At 41.8% G+C, this 17,763-nt stretch carries 14 protein-coding genes and 1 tRNA gene; 9 read left to right on the top strand and 6 right to left on the bottom strand.

Going from position 1 to position 17,763, the window contains the following annotated elements; genetic code table 11:
- Nucleotides 1-89 precede the first annotated feature (89 nt).
- The 3 genes from RR876_RS02525 to RR876_RS02515 are packed head-to-tail and all read right to left on the bottom strand — an operon-like array spanning nt 90 to nt 5,039.
- Nucleotides 90-3,194 (bottom strand): efflux RND transporter permease subunit, encoded by a 3,105-nt coding sequence (locus tag RR876_RS02525; protein ID WP_332477644.1) that lies wholly within the window; start codon nt 3,192-3,194, stop codon nt 90-92.
- 21 nt (nt 3,195-3,215) lie between these two features.
- Complete coding sequence (locus tag RR876_RS02520; RefSeq protein WP_332477645.1) at nt 3,216-4,343, bottom strand: efflux RND transporter periplasmic adaptor subunit; 1,128 nt, start codon at nt 4,341-4,343, stop codon at nt 3,216-3,218.
- 57 nt (nt 4,344-4,400) lie between these two features.
- Complete coding sequence (locus RR876_RS02515) at nt 4,401-5,039, bottom strand: hypothetical protein (protein WP_332481879.1); 639 nt, start codon at nt 5,037-5,039, stop codon at nt 4,401-4,403.
- A gap of 280 nt (nt 5,040-5,319) precedes the next feature.
- Here RR876_RS02515 and pilG point away from each other — a divergent pair, with 280 nt between their 5' ends.
- From pilG to RR876_RS02485, 6 genes are all read left to right on the top strand, one after another.
- Nucleotides 5,320-5,703 carry a twitching motility response regulator PilG gene (gene pilG / locus RR876_RS02510; protein WP_004694493.1) on the top strand — a complete coding sequence of 128 codons (384 nt, stop codon included), beginning with the start codon at nt 5,320-5,322 and terminating at the stop codon, nt 5,701-5,703.
- A 27-nt stretch (nt 5,704-5,730) separates the two neighbouring features.
- Complete coding sequence (locus RR876_RS02505) at nt 5,731-6,099, top strand: response regulator (protein ID WP_004694491.1); 369 nt, start codon at nt 5,731-5,733, stop codon at nt 6,097-6,099.
- Between the two features lie 5 nt (nt 6,100-6,104).
- Nucleotides 6,105-6,641: a chemotaxis protein CheW gene (locus tag RR876_RS02500; RefSeq protein ID WP_004694490.1), complete on the top strand. Its 537-nt coding sequence runs from the start codon at nt 6,105-6,107 to the stop codon at nt 6,639-6,641.
- 50 nt (nt 6,642-6,691) lie between these two features.
- Nucleotides 6,692-8,764, top strand: a complete 2,073-nt coding sequence (locus RR876_RS02495; protein WP_332477647.1) for a methyl-accepting chemotaxis protein — start codon at nt 6,692-6,694, stop codon at nt 8,762-8,764.
- Between the two features lie 165 nt (nt 8,765-8,929).
- Entirely contained in the window at nt 8,930-13,429 is a 4,500-nt protein-coding gene (locus RR876_RS02490) for an Hpt domain-containing protein (RefSeq protein WP_332477648.1), read from the top strand.
- Between the two features lie 4 nt (nt 13,430-13,433).
- Complete coding sequence (locus RR876_RS02485; RefSeq protein ID WP_332477649.1) at nt 13,434-13,895, top strand: hypothetical protein; 462 nt, start codon at nt 13,434-13,436, stop codon at nt 13,893-13,895.
- A 59-nt stretch (nt 13,896-13,954) separates the two neighbouring features.
- Here RR876_RS02485 and dapE read toward each other — a convergent pair whose 3' ends face one another.
- From dapE to RR876_RS02470, 3 genes are all read right to left on the bottom strand, one after another.
- Nucleotides 13,955-15,088 (bottom strand): succinyl-diaminopimelate desuccinylase, encoded by a 1,134-nt coding sequence (gene dapE, locus RR876_RS02480; protein ID WP_332477650.1) that lies wholly within the window; start codon nt 15,086-15,088, stop codon nt 13,955-13,957.
- Nucleotides 15,089-15,205: 117 nt separating this feature from the next.
- Complete coding sequence (locus tag RR876_RS02475; RefSeq protein WP_126035781.1) at nt 15,206-15,352, bottom strand: entericidin A/B family lipoprotein; 147 nt, start codon at nt 15,350-15,352, stop codon at nt 15,206-15,208.
- Between the two features lie 156 nt (nt 15,353-15,508).
- Complete coding sequence (locus tag RR876_RS02470) at nt 15,509-16,387, bottom strand: DUF1853 family protein (RefSeq protein WP_332477651.1); 879 nt, start codon at nt 16,385-16,387, stop codon at nt 15,509-15,511.
- Between the two features lie 97 nt (nt 16,388-16,484).
- On the opposite strand from RR876_RS02470, the gene RR876_RS02465 reads away from it, so the two are divergent.
- The 3 genes from RR876_RS02465 (at nt 16,485) to RR876_RS02455 (ending at nt 17,761) form a co-directional block, all read left to right on the top strand.
- A complete protein-coding gene (locus RR876_RS02465) occupies nt 16,485-16,877 on the top strand; it encodes a YbaN family protein (RefSeq protein ID WP_148826485.1) in 393 nt (130 codons plus the stop codon).
- Nucleotides 16,877-17,380, top strand: coding sequence for a cell wall-recycling L,D-carboxypeptidase ElsL (gene elsL, locus RR876_RS02460; protein ID WP_332477652.1), 504 nt, complete (start codon nt 16,877-16,879; stop codon nt 17,378-17,380). Before RR876_RS02465 ends, elsL begins: the two co-directional genes overlap by 1 nt.
- A 305-nt stretch (nt 17,381-17,685) precedes the next feature.
- A tRNA-Val gene (locus tag RR876_RS02455) sits at nt 17,686-17,761 on the top strand.
- Nucleotides 17,762-17,763: the final 2 nt, after the last annotated feature.

Below are 17,763 nucleotides of genomic sequence, written 5' to 3'. Positions count from 1 at the left end.
TGTCCTAAAATTTTAAACTTTGAAAGTCAAAGATTATACGATGAAAAATGAGGAGGCATGTCGACACCACCTCAGAAAAATGTTGATTATTATGACATGATTTTACGTACTTGACGCAGCATAAAGTTCTTAAAGTCATCTAAATAGGTGAAGATCACAGGAACCACCACTAAGGTCAGCAGTGTCGATGTAATGACACCGCCGATCACTGCATGTGCCATCGGTGCGCTTTGTTCACCACCTTCACCTAGCCCTAAAGCCAGAGGTACCATGCCCATTACCATGGCACTAGTAGTCATCAAAATAGGGCGTAGACGTGTTTTACCTGCATCAATAATCGCTTGATAACGATCAACGCCGTGATCCATGGCTTTTTTAATGAAATCGATTAATAGAATTGCATTCTTGGTCACCAGACCCATCAACATGATAATGCCAATAATGGAAAACAAGTTCATGGTGGAGTTAAATAAGAAGAGTGCTAAAAATACCCCTATCAGCGATAAAGGAAGGGAAGCCATAATCGCCGCAGGGTGAATAAAACTATTAAACTGTGAACCTAGCACAATATAAATAAACACAATGGATAAGGTGATTGCGGTCATGGCATAGCCTGCAGATTCAGCCATATCTTTGTTTGAACCTTGTGTGTCAAAGCTATAACCTGCAGGAAGGTCAAAGTTGTCTTCAATTTTTTTAATATCTACCCCAATATCGCCTGCAGGACGACCTGCGGTGTTGGCTTCGACTAAGACTTCCCGTGCTAGATCGCGACGATTAATCTGCGATGCCCCCAGACTTTGCTCTAAATGCGCAACACTAGAAAGGGGAATCAATAAGGCTTGACCATTGGCATCCGTTTTTTGCGATGTGAGGTAAAGGTTTTGTACATCACTAGGTAAGCTACGCGCATTTTCAGTTAAGCGCAGGTTAACGTCATAGGTTTCGCCTTTGTCATCTTGCCATGTGGTGACATCATCCCCTGCAATCAGTGGGCGAATGACATTGGCAATTTGGTTGACCGATAGGCCCAAATCGCTGGCTAAGACCCGATTAATATGCACGCCTAAAGTCGGTTTAGGAGCTTTAAGTGAGCTTTCTAAGTCGACAATGCCTTTGACTTGCGCAATTTCTGCCATAAAGCGGTCTGAAATTTTTTGCAATTCGGCTAAGTCTGGACCTTTGATGGAAATCATCACGGGTTTTTGTCCGCCCGATACCGTTTCATCTGCGGAGGCAATTGAGGTCACGGTAATGCCACCCACTTGTTGTAGGCGTTGACGGAACTCATTGTTTAAGTCGGTTAAGCTTTTCTTGCGTTCTGTACGTGGTGTAACGGTTACGCGAATACTGACATGGTTTTTACCACGATCCGTAACACCATTAATCACGGCATAGGTTGCTCGAACGTCAGGGTGCTGCTGAATAATTTTATCGACTTGCAGCAGTTTGGCTTGTGAATATTCCAAAGATGCATCGACAGGTGTTTCAAACTTAATCCGGATCTCACCTTTATCTGGAACAGGGACAAACTCTGTTCCAATTAGTTTAGATAAGCCTAATGCACCGAATAGCGAAGCCACAGCAACCATGAGGGTGATGAGTCGGAAGCGTAGAGCAAGCTTGAGTAATTTCTCATAGCCATGGCTGAGATTATCTAGTTTGCCAGAAATCCAATTAAAGAAACGTTTGACTCGATTGGGTGGCTTATGTGGATTTTGCTGTTCAGCCCAATGTGCAGATAGCATTGGATCTAAAGTAAAGCTGACAAACATGGAGATCAGCACAGCAGTACTGACGGTTACGCCAAACTGATAGAAAAAGCGACCGATAATACCGCCCATAAATGCCACAGGTAAGAACACCGCAACAATGGTTAAGGTGGTGGATAAAACAGCGAGTCCAATTTCTTTGGTCCCATCAAAGGCTGCTGTGACAGGGTCTTTGCCCATGTCTGCATGTCGCACAATATTTTCACGGACCACAATCGCATCATCAATCAGTAGACCAATACTGAGTGATAGTGCCAGTAAGGTCATCATATTGATAGTAAAGCCAAAGATCCAAATAAACGTCAGAGTGCCAAGGAGGGCAATCGGCAAGGTCATGCCTGTAATGGCGGTGGAACGGAATGAGCCTAAAAACAGCAAGACAATCAAAACGGCAAGAGCTGCACCTTCAATAATGGTACGTGCAACATCGGTGATGCTATTACGAATGCCTTTGGATGAATCTACCACGACTTTTGCTATGGTGCCTTCAGGCAACTGTTTTTGGATATCTGCTAAGGACTCATAAGCACCGTCGACCACGTCAATTACATTTGAATCGGAACTGCGTAAAATATCAATCGCAACCGCAGTTTTACCATCTAAATAGGCACTTGACTCAAGTTCGGCTTGGCTGTCTGAAATGCTTGCAACTTGGCGTAAATAAATCGGTACACCATTTTTATTGGCAATCACCAAATCGCCGAAGGCTAAAGGATGAATCACTTTAGACTTAATTTCGACCACAAGTTCACTGTTACCATGTTTCAACGTTCCACCCGGAACCTCGACATTTTCAGCTTTTAGCATGTTGATGATCTGATCAATACCAATCCCAAAACTTTGTAATTTGTGGGGTTCAATCTGTATGCGAATTTGTCGCTTGGCATCACCCAATAAGTTGATTGTCCCGACACCAGAAACGGTTCTAAATTGTGGAACGATGCGCTGATCCAAATAAGAACTGAGCTCTTTTAGTGACATGTTTTGTGATTCAAATACAATTGACATCACGGCATTGGCAGAAGGATCGTAACGTTCAACAATCGGGTCTTGAATTTCGTCTCGAAACTCAGCGGTGACCGGTGCAATTTTATCGCGGACATCTTGCGCGGCTATAGCGGAAGAAACATCGAGATCAAACTCAGCAATAATGGTCGACAAGCCTTCGCTAGATTGAGAGATGACCTGTTTTAAACCTGAAATAGTATTGATTTGGTCTTCCATTTTCTTGGTGATTTCAGACTCAACCGTTTCAGGCGATGCTCCTGGATAGGTGGTATAAACCACCACGAAGGGGAAGTCGACATCAGGGAATTCCTCAACCCCCATTCTTTGCCAAGAAGCTAAGCCTAAAACCATCAGACAAAACATCATCATGATGGTAAAAACAGGATATTTCACACTAATACGGGTTAACCACATAGCAACAACCTTTTCTTATTTTTATGGATTGATTGTCACCATTTGATGCAAATCTTTTTCATTAAACTTTATATGACTGATGCGGTCGCCAGTTTGTAGCCCCTGTACCACAGCACTGTTGTTGCTATAGCGTTGTTCCAATACTTTTATGTGAACACGTTCAATTTTATTGTGGCGAATCACCCAAACATAAGGTGAGTTTTGTATATCCTGAATGGTATCAAGCGGGATAATTTGCCCTGAGATGGACTGTGAACCAAGTATGTCGCCCTCCACAAAGGTACCGATACTCAATGAATTAATACTTTCAATTGGCTGAGCAAAGAACTCAATTTGACGGCTTGTGGGATCTGCAATCGGGGAAATACGACTAAGCTTGGCTGTCAGTTTTTGAGGATTGCCTTGCAGTCGATATTCAATTTTTTCTCCCAAACTTAAAGCTGCTTGTAGATCACTTGGAATTTTGGCCTGTATTTCTAAATGACTCGGGTCAATGATTTCAAAAAGGGTTTGTCCTGCGGATACTGTTTGTCCAGGTTCTACCTGACGTTGAGTAATAACCCCTGAAATCGGGCTTAAAATAGTGCCATCGCGATCCGCTTTTTCGGCAATATCAACATTGGCTTGTTGCGCATGAACATTTTCTAATTGAGCTTGATAGTCCACAAGGCTTTGTTCATATTCCACTTTAGAAATAAAGCCCTGATCGAGTAAACGTTTTTTCCTTTGAAACATGCTTTTTGCAAGATTGGCTTGGGCTAGGGTTGATGCAAGATTGGCTTGAGCTTGGGCAAGACGCGCAGCATTATCTTGATTGTTCAATCGAACCAACACTTGCCCTTTTTGAACAGCTTGTCCAACTTGAACTGAAACTGCGGTTGCTGTCGCTGTCACTTGAGCCTGAATGGAACTTTGATTGACGGCTCGAATGGTGCCAGTAAAAGCTGTACGTTGGATAGAAGGCCCTTCTTGGAACTGAACCAAGTCTTCTGCTATCAGCTCGATTTTAGCTGTAGACGAAGTAGGGGAGGTGACTTCGTCTTGTTTTTGGCAGGCAGAGAGGAGTAAGCACAAACACAGCGGACTGAGTTTAAAAATAGGGAGTACTTGGCGGCTTAATTTAGTTTTTATACATGGTGCAGCCTGCATTGAGTCAAATCCTTTGGTCTAGCGGCGAAAGTCAGCACACTGTAAATAAGACGCAGATTATTCAAGTGTTTTTAAACGAGCAATAATTCTGTCGTATTCGGCCTTGGTATTACGATAGTGACTTTGTAACGATTGTATTTGCTCTTTTTTCATCACAATATTTTTGGAATTATAATCAATCATATCTTGGAGCGGTTTCGGATTGCTTTTGCCTTTACGCATGTTCTCTTTTTCTTGGCGTAAGAATCCAATGCGGTCATTCTGTAATTGTTTTAATTCATCTTGCTGAAACTTAATCTGTTTTAAGATATAAGAAAGGGCAGTATTGCGTTTTTGAGTGGCGACTTGGCTGTTGGTATAAGCGCGTTTTAATTTAAGATCTGACTCGCGTTGCTTGGCTGCTGCTGCCCGTTGTGGCGCATATTGCGCATCTTTTTCTGCGTTATATGGACGTGCTCGTTGAATCACTTGCATGTTGCTATCGAGTGCTTCATAACCATAACGAATATGGTTGGGGGTGACACTGCTACTGACGTTTGCTATGCCTTTACTGTCGTAATATCGATACCAGACCGCTTTAGGTGGATCGGCCAAAATCGAGATGGTCTGCAAACTTAGCACAGCCAGCAAAATGACTTTCGCAGTCATCCTTTTTTTCACGATCAAAGCAAGTTTGTGATTAAACTCCCTAAGCATCGATACCCCCAGTTTAAAGTTGACTAAATTACTTATTTACAAGCAATAAATAGTGCTATATTAGTCCTAAATTTAGGAATAAAAAATATAATCAGTCAAAAAAAAATCGACGGGTATAGGAAAGTGTGAAGCCGTTCTTAAAAAGAAGATGAAGTGTGGTTTTATGCGGAAACTGTTCGTTGAAAATATAAGTAAATATATGTTAAAAGTGTACGTAACTTGTAAAGCGTCTACGAATCTGTTTCTACAAACATTCTAAAAATGGGAAGGGTCATATTAAATGGACGATAAATTCCAGAATCTAAAAGTAATGGTCATTGATGATTCAAAAACCATTCGTCGCACAGCTGAAACATTATTGCAACGCGAAGGTTGTGAAGTGGTGACTGCAGTCGATGGTTTTGACGCATTGTCAAAAATTGCTCAAGCCAATCCTGATATCGTATTTGTCGACATTATGATGCCGCGTCTCGATGGCTATCAAACGTGTGCATTAATCAAAAATTCACAAAATTATCAAAATATTCCTGTCGTGATGCTCTCTAGCAAAGATGGTCTATTTGACCAAGCCAAAGGGCGTGTTGTCGGTTCAGATGAATATTTAACAAAGCCGTTTAGTAAAGATGAATTATTAAATGCGATTCGTAATCACGTTTCAGCATAAATAATATAAGTGTAATTGGGGAAAATTATGGCGCGTATTTTAATTGTGGATGACTCACCTACAGAGACATTCCGCTTTAAAGAAATTTTGGGGAAACACGGTTTTGAAGTGATTGAAGCGTCGAATGGTGCCGATGGTGTAACCATGGCTCAAGCTGAACTTCCTGATCTTGTGTTGATGGATGTGGTGATGCCAGGCGTTAATGGTTTCCAAGCAACTCGTCAAATTGCGCGTGGCGCAACAACTAAACACATTCCCGTAGTGATCGTTAGTACTAAAGATCAGGCTACAGACCGTGTATGGGGTAAGCGTCAAGGTGCATGTGATTATTTAACCAAGCCTGTTGATGAAAACCAACTGATTGATGTGATTAAGCAACACCTGAACGCAGGATAAGCTCTATGGCAGCAAATGGATTTATCGAATTACTTCGACTTGCTAAACGTGGTAATAAAAACTACGTTTCAAACGAAAATGAGGTAAACCGCTGGTCGGGCATTGCATTTGAGATGATGGGGCAATATTTTGTTGCGCCATTAGGTGAAGTTGCAGAGGTGATTTATCCTCCGAAATATACCTTAGTGCCAAATACTCAACCTTGGGTTGTGGGTTTGGCCAATATTCGAGGACGTTTACTTTCTGTTGCCGATTTAGCGCACTATGTATCAGGGCATCGAAGTGCGTATTCACCAACTCAAAAAGTACTCTGTATTAGTCACAATGACCACTATGTCGGTTTAGTTGTAGATCAGGTTCTGGGGATTCAGCACTTTAATAAGAAAAGTTTCTTTTCTAAACATGAAGATTTAGATCGGAATTTAAAAGAATATTGCCAAGGGTATTTTCACCAACACAACCAACAATGGCATGTTTTCTTATTCAGTCGCTTATTAGACAATCCAAAGTATATGAACGCATCTATAAAATTTATAAATTAATATCATTGTCGCGCGCGAAATTATAAGGGCGTAAATCGGGGAGAAGCTGCATGGGCTTTAAACTTAAAAAGAAAAATACGGATGGAAGCAGTAACCGCTCAGGTGGAAATGCTTTAGTAGCAAAACTTCAATCACAGACGGAACAGTTTTCACGTGTATTTGGTGATAGTGAAAAGTCCAAGCCATTAATTTTGGGTGCGGCATTTTGTATCGTACTGGCAATTTTCTTACTGTTGTACCTATTCTATAGCGTACCTCGAAATAACGAATTCACCCGTAGCTTGGGTGATTTACGTCTTTTATCACAAACGATTTCGCGTCAGGCAACTGAAGCAACAGCATCAGGTACACCTGATGCCATTAAAAAACTGACAGAATCACAAAAGTCTTTTGCTGAAAATTTAGAAACAGTAAAAGATATTCACGCAAGTACAGATGCACTGCGTGAAGTAGATGCACAGTGGAAAAAAGTTTCTGAAAATATTGATTTAATTGCGTCACAACAAAAAATCATTAACCAACTCTACGATACCAACATCGCGATTAGTGAAAGTATTCCAGGGATTCAGGCCGAATACAACTTAATGGTTGACCAAATGGCACGTCAAAATGTGCCAGCCAACCAAGTCGTGATTGCAAAAAACCAAGTATTCATCGCGGAACGTATTTTACGTTCAATTGGTTCGGTATTAACGGGTTCAGACAACTCGCGTGAATCTGCGGATGACTTTAGCTCAGATACAGAAACCTTCGCGTCATACTTAAACGCACAGTTAAATGGCAGTGCAGACTTAGGTGTAGAGCGTATTAATGACCCTGAAATGCGTGACTCTTTAACCAGTATTCAATCTGAATATGATGATGTACTGAAGTCAGCAGCAGCAACCGTTTTAAAGAACTCATCACAAATCGTTAAAGTACGCCAAGCGTCATCATCGATTTTTGAACAGTCGGATGCTTTGTTAAGCAATTTAAATAAATTGTCAGGTGGTACAGGTTTAGCGATTGCGATCCCTGCCTTAGGTCTAATTCTAGCCCTGATTGCTTTCTTATTCTGCGTATTTAAATTACTCGTACTTCGTGGCGAATCTGATAAAAAACGTGTATCTCGTCTACAAGATGAATATGACCGTAACCAGAACGCGATTTTACGTTTACTGGATGAGATTGCCGATCTTGCAGATGGTGACTTACGTTCATATGCAACGGTATCTGAAGACTTCACGGGTGCAATTGCCGACTCGATTAACTTCGCAATTGACCAATTACGTGACCTTGTATCGCGTATTACCGAAACCTCTCAAGAGGTTGCACAATATACGGCAAGTACGCAGGGGATTACCAACCAGTTAGCCGAAGCATCTGAACACCAAGCGCAAGAAATTGCGGGTGCATCTGCCGCGATTAACGAAATGGCAATGTCAATTGACCAAGTATCTTCAAACGCTGAAGAATCAGCGGTGGTAGCAGAACGTTCAGTAAAAATTGCTGCAAATGGCGCGAACGTTGTAAACCGTTCAATTGAAGGTATGGATATCATTCGTGAGCAGATTCAAGAAACCTCTAAACGTATTAAACGTTTGGGTGAATCTTCGCAAGAGATTGGTAACATTGTTGCCTTGATTAACGATATTGCCGACCAAACGAACATCTTGGCTTTAAACGCAGCGATCCAAGCATCGATGGCAGGTGAAGCAGGTCGTGGTTTCGCCGTGGTTGCGGATGAAGTACAGCGTCTTGCAGAGCGTTCAGCTTCAGCAACCAAACAGATTGAAACACTGGTAAAAACCATTCAGACCGACACCAACGAAGCTGTAATTTCGATGGAACAAACCACGTCTGAGGTTGTACGTGGTGCGAACTTGTCTAAGGATGCGGGTGTTGCGCTGGATGAGATTCAAAACGTATCGGGTAATTTGGCGAAATTGATTGCAAACATTTCGGATGCAGCAAAGCTACAATCCGCATCTGCAGGTCATATTGCAACTACGATGAACGTCGTACAAGAAATTACTTCACAAACCACCACTGCGACGTTCGATACAGCACGTTCAGTCTCTGAACTTGCGAACATGGCGGAAGCGTTACGTGAGTCTGTAACAGACTTTAAACTGCCTGATTAAGCACTTGCTTTGGGGAGGGTATGCTGCTCATCATCTGAGTGGCATACCAAAATCAGGATACACATCAACTCAATTAGCTTGAGCAAAAAGACTGGTTTGGGATGATGGTTATAATGAAGTTTATGCACCTTTTTTGGGTAGCTGACAACGCAAGAAGCCTTAGCTATGAAAGAAATATTAAAACATTTAGTTGAAACGACAACGCTTCCGGAAGATAGTTATCTAGATCAAGATGCAGAAATTCTTGAAATTTTTGTTGAAGAAATTGAAGAAATCTTCGTTGAGTTAGATCCATTATTTGAAAAGTGGTACGCTGAACCGACACATCAAGAAACTTTGTTGAGCATACGTCGTCACTTCCATACCTTAAAAGGCTCTGGTCGTATGGTGGGGGCAAAGTCAGCAGGTGAAACAGCGTGGGCGGTTGAAGACACCTTAAATCGTGTGATTTCAGGGGCTGTACCGCTTACGGCAACGGTTCAAAAATTTGCTAAAACAGTATTCAAACTGTTTCAATTTAAACTGTATCCGACTTTTAAAGCGCTGCAGAAAATTGATCTTGATCTTCGTCCATTGGTTTTAATTGGACAACAATTACAACAAAATCAAAGTTTAGAACCTGCTCTAGAAGAGTTGCTACAACTGTCTAATCATCTAAATAGTAATGATGTCGTGACGGGACTAGAGCTGAGCGATATCGAAGTGGCTGAATCTGAGCCACAAGTTGCAGACGTTTCTGAGCAGGATGATCAAGTGCATGATGTCCTTGAAGAAACTTTAGCGATCTTCATTGAAGAAGCGGAAGACCATTTAGCGACTATCGATCAGTTCTTAAATGCAGATGAAACCAAAGTACAAGATTACAATGGTTTAATCCGGGCTTTACATACATTGCGCGGTAGTTCGTCTATGGCGCAAATTGAGCATGTCTTTAATGCCAGCTCAAAAGTTGAAAATCTATTTAAAACTTTGGTTCAAGAAGAGATCGTTTCTACTTCGAAGGAAATCTCTTTACTCACCCAATATGCTGAATTTGTACGTGACTATTTACATGTGCTTGGGCGTGGTACGAACGAACAGCTTGACGTGATTTATGCTACGTTCACTACGGCTTGGGATAACTATGGTTTCAGTATAGAAGACGTAGACGATGAACTGAACCCACAAGGTATGGTCTCGAAGCTGATCGAGTTAAATATTGATCTGCTGCTTGATGCCGAGTTTGAGTTTGATCAGCGTGCTAAGGTTGAATATCCTGAATATATTCAGCACTTAGGTGAACAAGCAAAACAATTGCTGGAATTTACCAATAACCGTGCTGCTCAAGGAATTCATGACTTTACTTCTGAGCTATATGCGGGTTATCAAGCCTTACTGGAAAAGCCAGAATTACTCAATGTAGATTATGCATACGAGTTATTTGGTCAGGCACATCAAGAATTTATCCATTTATTTGACACTTTAGCTGCGGGTCAGCGCGTCATTCTGACTGAAGAAGTGCATAAAGTTCTGAATGAATTAATGGCCTTCGTACAGCAAGATGTTGAATCGACTTCGACGACGGTAATTGAACCTGTTGCTGAGGCTATTGTTTCTGGAAATACTTTACAACCAAGCCTTGATCTTGCGCAGATTTCGCAGCAAATTGCATCTGATCATCAGTACAAGCAATCGAATACGGCTAACACCGATTTTGATGATGATTTGCTCGATATCTTCTTGGAAGAAGCCGAAGAATTATTGATGGGGATGGATCAGGATCTCAATACTTGGTCTAAAAATGGCAATGATACCGCGGCACTCAATAATTTAATGCGTTATTTGCACACCTTAAAAGGTGGTGCCAATATGATTTCTGCACCTTTTATTGGTTCGATTGCACACGAATTAGAGTCTATTTATGAGCGTGTGATTCGTCAGCAAATTGCCACAACGCCACAGTTGATCAGCATCATACGTTTAGTACAGGATGACGTCGCAGACCGAATTCAGGTCATTCGCACCGAGAAGGTTGATTATCCAGCAACAGCGACCATCAAGGTACTGCATAACATTCAGAGCTTAGTTGAGGGTACGACTGTTATAACTACAGCATCTGAGCCTTTGGTTGAGGCGGTTGTTGCAGCAATTGAAGAGACTCAACCTCCAGTTCAAGAACCTTTATCTAATGTAGATAGAATAATTGAAGTTGAAATAACTGCTGTTGAGTCAGCAACTGCGATTGAAGAGCCGAGTGTAGTTGATAACACTGACTTTACTGTCGTTGAACAGCTGGATACTCCGTCACTTGTCCAAGAAGAAGCAGTCAGCGCTGTTGAAGAAGCAGCCAGTCTTTTATCAATTGTTGAAGAAACCTTCTTGGAAGAAGCCGAAGAAATTTTAGTGACTACGGATGGCTTACTGAAACAGTGGACTGAACAACGTAGTGACCGTAGTGTGTTACTACAATTGCAACGTGCCGCGCACAGCTTAAAAGGCGGCGCGCGTATGGCGGAGAATGAACCCGTTGGTGCGATTGCTTATGAGCTAGAAACTACATTTGAGCAATTTGCTGTACATAATTTCAGTTCAAACGTGTATGACCCATTATTGCAAACCGCATTTGAATGGTTAAAACAAGCCATCTTCAAACGTGATTTTAGTAATTATGATGGTCTGAAAAACAGCTTAGCATCTATTGATTATGTGGATGTGATTGCGCAATTACCGACGCGTGTAACTCAAATTGATTTACTCAATGCGGTACCAAGTTTTGAGTTTGTGCAGGGTGATGGTACTGAGCCGCCAGCAATGTTGGGTGAGTGGAAAGAAACGACTCACTTGGATGGTGGTAATGAGATGATCCGTATCTCAGCTGATTTGGTTGAGAAAATGATCGACCTGTCAGGTGAAAATGCGATTAACCGTTCGCGTATCGAGATGGACTTAGGTCAGCTCGGCAATACGTTGAACGAGATGGAGCTTGCAATTAAGCGTTTGGCGGATCAGTTACGTCGAATGGAAGGCGAGCTTGAAAGTCAAATTATTGCGAAGCACGGTTCTGAAAACTCGCGCTACGCAGACTTTGACCCCTTGGAAATGGACCAATATTCATCGCTCAACCAATTGTCTAAATCCTTAGCAGAGTCGGCTTCGGATTTGGTCGATTTTAAGAGCACTTTGGCTGAGAAAATTCGTGATGCGGAAGGCTTGTTATTACAACAATCCCGTATTCAAGCGGAGATTCAAGAAAGCTTAATGCGGACACGTTTGGTACCGTTCTCACGTATGCTGCCGCGTTTGCAACGTATTGTACGTCAGACCGCATCAACTTTGAACCGTCCAACGGAATTGGTCGTTCATAACACCGAAGGTGAATTAGATCGTACGATTCTTGAACGGTTGGTTACACCGTTTGAGCATATGCTACGTAACGCAATCGACCACGGTATTGAAGATACGGAACAACGTAGTGCTGCGAAAAAATCAGCGACAGGCCAAATTGAGCTGAACATTAGCCGTCAAGGTACAGATGTTATCGTCAGCTTTAAAGATGATGGTAAGGGTATTGATGAAAGTACGATTAAAGCGAAAGCGCTAAACTTAGGTTTAATTAAAGTCGATCAAGTGCTGGATAAACAGGAAATCTTACAGTTTATTTTCCATCCGGGTTTTAGTACGGCCAAAGAAGTGACGCAAATTTCTGGACGTGGTGTTGGTCTTGATGTGGTGCAAAGTGAAATTAAAGCACTAGGTGGACATGTCACGGTTGAGTCGGAAATTGGACTCGGCACGACCTTCATTATTCGCGTACCGACTACGGTAGCGGTGAGCGATGCGTTGATGGTGAAAGCCGGTGATCAACAATATGCGATTCCATTGGCGCAGATTGATCGTATTGTGCGTATTGCTCCAACAGCACTGGATCACTATTTCCACAGCAAAGATGACCAATTCAAAATTGATGGTGTGAGTTATAAACTGCGCTATTTATCTGAGTTTTTATCCAATCAGCCGATTCCGCGTTTGAGTAATATTGGACATTCATTGCCGGTGTTGTTGATTAAAGGCAATAGTGGACAAACCATTGCATTGTTGGTTGATCAGCTGATTGGTTCACGTGCGCAAATTGTAGTGAAGCCGGTTGGACAACAGTTTGCCAGCATTGGTGCAATTGCGGGTGCAACGATTTTGGGTGATGGCCATGTGTGTTTGATTTTAGATGGGCAGAACATTGCACGTCAGATTTTAAGTACCAAGCGTGTGACGCATGCCGCCGATCACCGTGATTTTGGTCGCCATCAGGATACGCGTCGTTTAGTGATGATTGTGGATGACTCGGTCACGGTTCGTAAGGTCACATCGCGCTTATTAGAGCGCCAAGGCTTTGATATTGTGACTGCAAAAGACGGTGTCGATGCGATGGAGCAGCTTGAGAGCGTTAAACCAGACTTGATGTTGCTGGATATTGAAATGCCACGTATGGATGGTTTCGAAGTAACGAACTTGGTTCGTCACCACGAAATTCACCAGAATTTGCCGATTATTATGATTACATCGCGTACGGGTGAAAAACACCGTGAACGTGCTTTCAGCTTGGGCGTGACCCACTACATGGGCAAACCATTCCAAGAGGCAGAATTACTTGTCAATATTCAGCAGTTATTGGCTGAAAAGCAGGGGTAAATAAATGAATGCAAATGTTTCAAAGAACATGAGTGAGCAAATCAGTCAGCAAGAATTGCAATACCTGATTACGGTATCAACAGGTTTCATTGATGCTTATATCATTGAATGCCATGGAAAAAATTCAATGCTCTTGCCGCAAAATATTGTTCTATCTGCACTCGATAGTGATACGCAGGTGAAAACAGTGGAATGGCATGATCTTCATCTGCCTGTTTATGCCATCAACCGTCCCGACCAAATGGAAGGAGTGGCACTGGTGATTGAGGGGGATGATGCTTCTCAGCGCTTTGCTTTGATGTGTAATGAAATGCCGAAGTCAATTCGTTTGCGTATTTCTGAAATTGTTGATGATGAAAGCCCTGTGAATGATCCCACCATTTTCCAGCTGGTGCGTATGGGCGATGAGACTTACCACGTACCGAATTTAAATAAAATTCAGGCGAGTTTAGGTCTTTCTACTTAAGTTTGAATCTAATAAAAAAGGAACTCAACTGAGTTCCTTTTTTATATGGGTTTGTACGTTTATGTCAAAAGGCCTTCTAAAATTTGTTCGTAAATTTCAGCAAGCGGTTCAAGATCAGCCACATTCACATGCTCATCAATTTGATGGATGCTGGCATTGAGAACACCAAGCTCAAGTACTTGAGCACCTGTAGGCGCAATAAAGCGACCATCAGATGTTCCGCCTGAGGTTGAAAGCTCAGTTTCTACACCAGTCACATTACGAATGGCATTTTTAGCCGCATTCACTAACTCACCCACTGGCGTCAGGAAAGGTAAGCCTGAGTGTGTCCATTTAATGTCGTAGTCTAAACCATGACGATCCAAAATTTCTAAAACACGTGCTTTTAATTCTTCAGCGGTCAATTCAGTTGAATAACGGAAGTTGAAAGTCACGGTCATGGTGCCTGGAACGACATTGGTTGCCCCTGTACCAGCTTGGATATTGGACACTTGGAAAGACGTCGCAGGGAAGTATTCGTTGCCTTGATCCCAAACCGTATCACAAAGTTCAGCAACGGCTTTAGACGCCATATGAATTGGGTTAATGGCCAAGTGTGGATAAGCCACGTGACCTTGTTTTCCTTTGACTGTCAGTACTGCATTGAGTGAACCACGACGACCATTTTTAACAATATCACCCAGTTGATGGGTACTTGAAGGTTCACCCACCAAACACCACTTCATTTTTTCATTACGAGCTTCGAGTGTTTCGATCACTTTGACTGTGCCATTGATCGATGGACCTTCTTCATCTGAGGTGATGAGGAACGCGATTGAGCCTTTATGATTCGGGTGTTTTACAACAAAGCGTTCAGAAGCAACCACCATTGCGGCCAAGGCGGTTTTCATGTCTGCACTGCCACGACCATAAAGCTTGCCATCACGAATTTCAGGGGCAAATGGGTCTGAGTTCCAAGCATCTAAATTACCTGTAGGAACGACATCGGTATGACCCGCAAAGCAGAATACAGGTGCTTCAGTGCCTTTTCGTGCCCATAGATTATCAACATCATCAAAGCGCATAGATTCAATGTTGAAACCAATTTTTTCTAAGCGTTCAGCCATAATGTTTTGACAGTTGTGATCCACTGGTGTAACCGATGGCTGACGTAACAGTTGGAGGCTTAGATCGAGAGTAGCAGAAGAGGTCATGCGCATTTCAAAGTCAATAAAACAGTCGGCACTATAATAGGCGATTAATCTCTGGAATGCGAAACTTAGCAATAAAAAAAACCTTATCAATTGATAAGGTTTTGACGCAAGTATTAATTACTTACGGATTTCATCTTGGGTTTTCTCAGCGGTATTAGATACAGCATTACCTGCTGAAGAAACATCTTCACCAATACCTTTGACGGTATTACAGCCAGCTAAAACAAAAAGCATAACTAATGAACTAGCAATAATTTTCTTCATCTCATTCTCCAAAATTTTGGTATTGTCATCAAATGATTTTGTTCTGATGTTTTTAAAGATTAAAAAATAAACACTTTAAACAATAGCATCGTTTTACAGGAGATGAGTAAGCGTATGTTGCGTTATGTATTTTTGTATAAAGTAACTTCTGCAAAATCAAGTTAAAATCAAATTTGGATTTCGGTACATATAAAACTGATTGTTTTGATTTTGTAAGTACAGTCCATTGGTCCACCAATGTGCATTTTGGCTACTGACTTCCGCATTTGGGCAAATCCATTCTTGACGTTGTAGGCGATAGTAATTCAAGTCGGTCGTTGGAATGACGTTACCCCAAGTACCTAGTCGACGGTCTGGATTGAGCCAATCGGGGAGGGAGTATTGGTTTAAAGCATCAACTGCTGTGAAACCATTTATTAGGGGGAGAAAGAGTTGCCCCTTTAAAACGGCAAAGCGCGTCTGAATGTCTGTGTCTAAAGCTTGCTGGAATTGGAACTGTTTATGGGTAAAGTGTTTTAGTTTTCGGTTTAAAGTGTCGGTACGATTCAAACCATACCATGTGGTTAAGCTCAGATCTGTTTCACCCAAATAATATTTCAACGCGACCTCCCAATGCTCGACTTGATTGGTTTCGGTATTTTTAATTAAAAAGTCTAGCTCACCTGTAGTCCGTGCCCCATCAATGATTTGAATACTATGACCCAACAATTCATAAGCATGATAGCGATGATCCAGTAACCAAAACCACATGAACATTTCAAAGCGTAGACCTAGACGGGTACTTTTCAACTGAGCCATAAAGTCTTCAAGTTCTTTAGGGCCTTGATCGAGCTGTTTAAGGCGAGGTAAATAGGTTTGAAAGTGCTGTTGCCAGATCTGTGAGGGATGAAAATGAAAAGTATGTTGTATATCGAGCTCTAACGGCAACGCAGATAAAATGTTTGGACTTGCTACAGCAAAAGCCAATTGGCGAACCAATGGATGTTTGAATTGGATCCAAGGTTCGAACAACTGATGCTGTGAAATGAGATGCATGCGAGTGCCTTAAAAAAGAAGCTAAATATGCAGAAGGACAACGGATAAAATTAAAAAACACTTTATACTACCGCAATTCGGTGCTCAGGAAAGTGGTATGAAAACGTTGTTTTGGCGTTGTTTAGTGGTGATCTTTGTCATCCTAGGCTTTATCGGTGCACTGTTGCCGGGTATGCCAACCACTGTTTTTCTGATCTTGGCCGCTTGGGCTGCATCTAAGGGCTGGCCACAAATGGATGCTTGGTTACTCAACCATCCTAAATATGGCGCAACGTTAAGAGCATGGCGTGCCAATGGTACTGTACCACGTAAGGCGAAATGGTTTGCCAGTATCATGATGTTGATCAGTGGGCTGATCATGCTACTGACCAATGCACCATTTTTAGTGAAATTATTTACCAATACCACCATGCTGCTTGTCGCCATATGGTTATGGTTACGTCCAGAACCAAATACAGTAATCGATAAAAAACAAATAGAGGACAACTGATGTCTTATGTAGTTGCGGATGCAGACGTCTTGATTGATCTGGCTGAACAGACTTTAACACTGCCTAAAAAGAATAAATTTTATCTGATCTCATCAGGAAAAAATGGCATTGGTGAAACTGAAAATAGTGGTAAAACCCCACGGGGTTGGCATCTGGTTGCTGAAAAACATGGCGCTGAGCAACCGCAAAATGCCGTTTTTATTGCTCGAAAGCCTACTGGGGAAGTATACGACACCGATTTAGCCAATCAGTTTCCTGAACGAGACTGGATTTTGTCTCGGATTTTATGGCTGAGTGGTTTAGAAGAGGGCTTTAATCGCGGGGAAGGCTGCGATACCTATCAACGTTATATCTATATTCATGGAACACCAGATAGCGAACCAATGGGGATGCCGATGTCGCATGGCTGTATTCGTATGCGTAATACGGATGTCATGGAGTTATTTGAACTGATTGATTGCAATGCACTGGTTTATATTTCCGAACATAAACTTGAACTCTAAAAATAGCTGTTAAAAAATGTGCAAGCTTATTTTATTGAGTATTCACCGCTGTAATTTAAAATATGAATATTTAATAGAAGAAGGGGATTAATCATAGAAAAAGTGTATTTTGAGGAAAGAAATTTAGCGAATAATCATTTTAATTTTCGCAAATATGTTAAATAACATACAGAAAATACTTGTTTTTATACCATTTGACCTATTTTTTAATCACTCGATTGCAAAAAAGTGAAAACAAGCTGAAAAGCGTTTGACAGCCTGTAAAGATTCTCTATAATGCACCTCACAAACGATAAAGACGTTAAGGGCGCTTAGCTCAGTTGGTAGAGCGTCTGCCTTACAAGCAGAATGTCGGCGGTTCGATCCCGTCAGCGCCCACCATA

This window comes from Acinetobacter sp. (assembly GCF_036666595.1).
GTDB lineage: Bacteria > Pseudomonadota > Gammaproteobacteria > Pseudomonadales > Moraxellaceae > Acinetobacter.
Note: the sequence above shows the minus strand (reverse complement) of the source record. Positions and strands in the feature narration are given on the sequence as shown.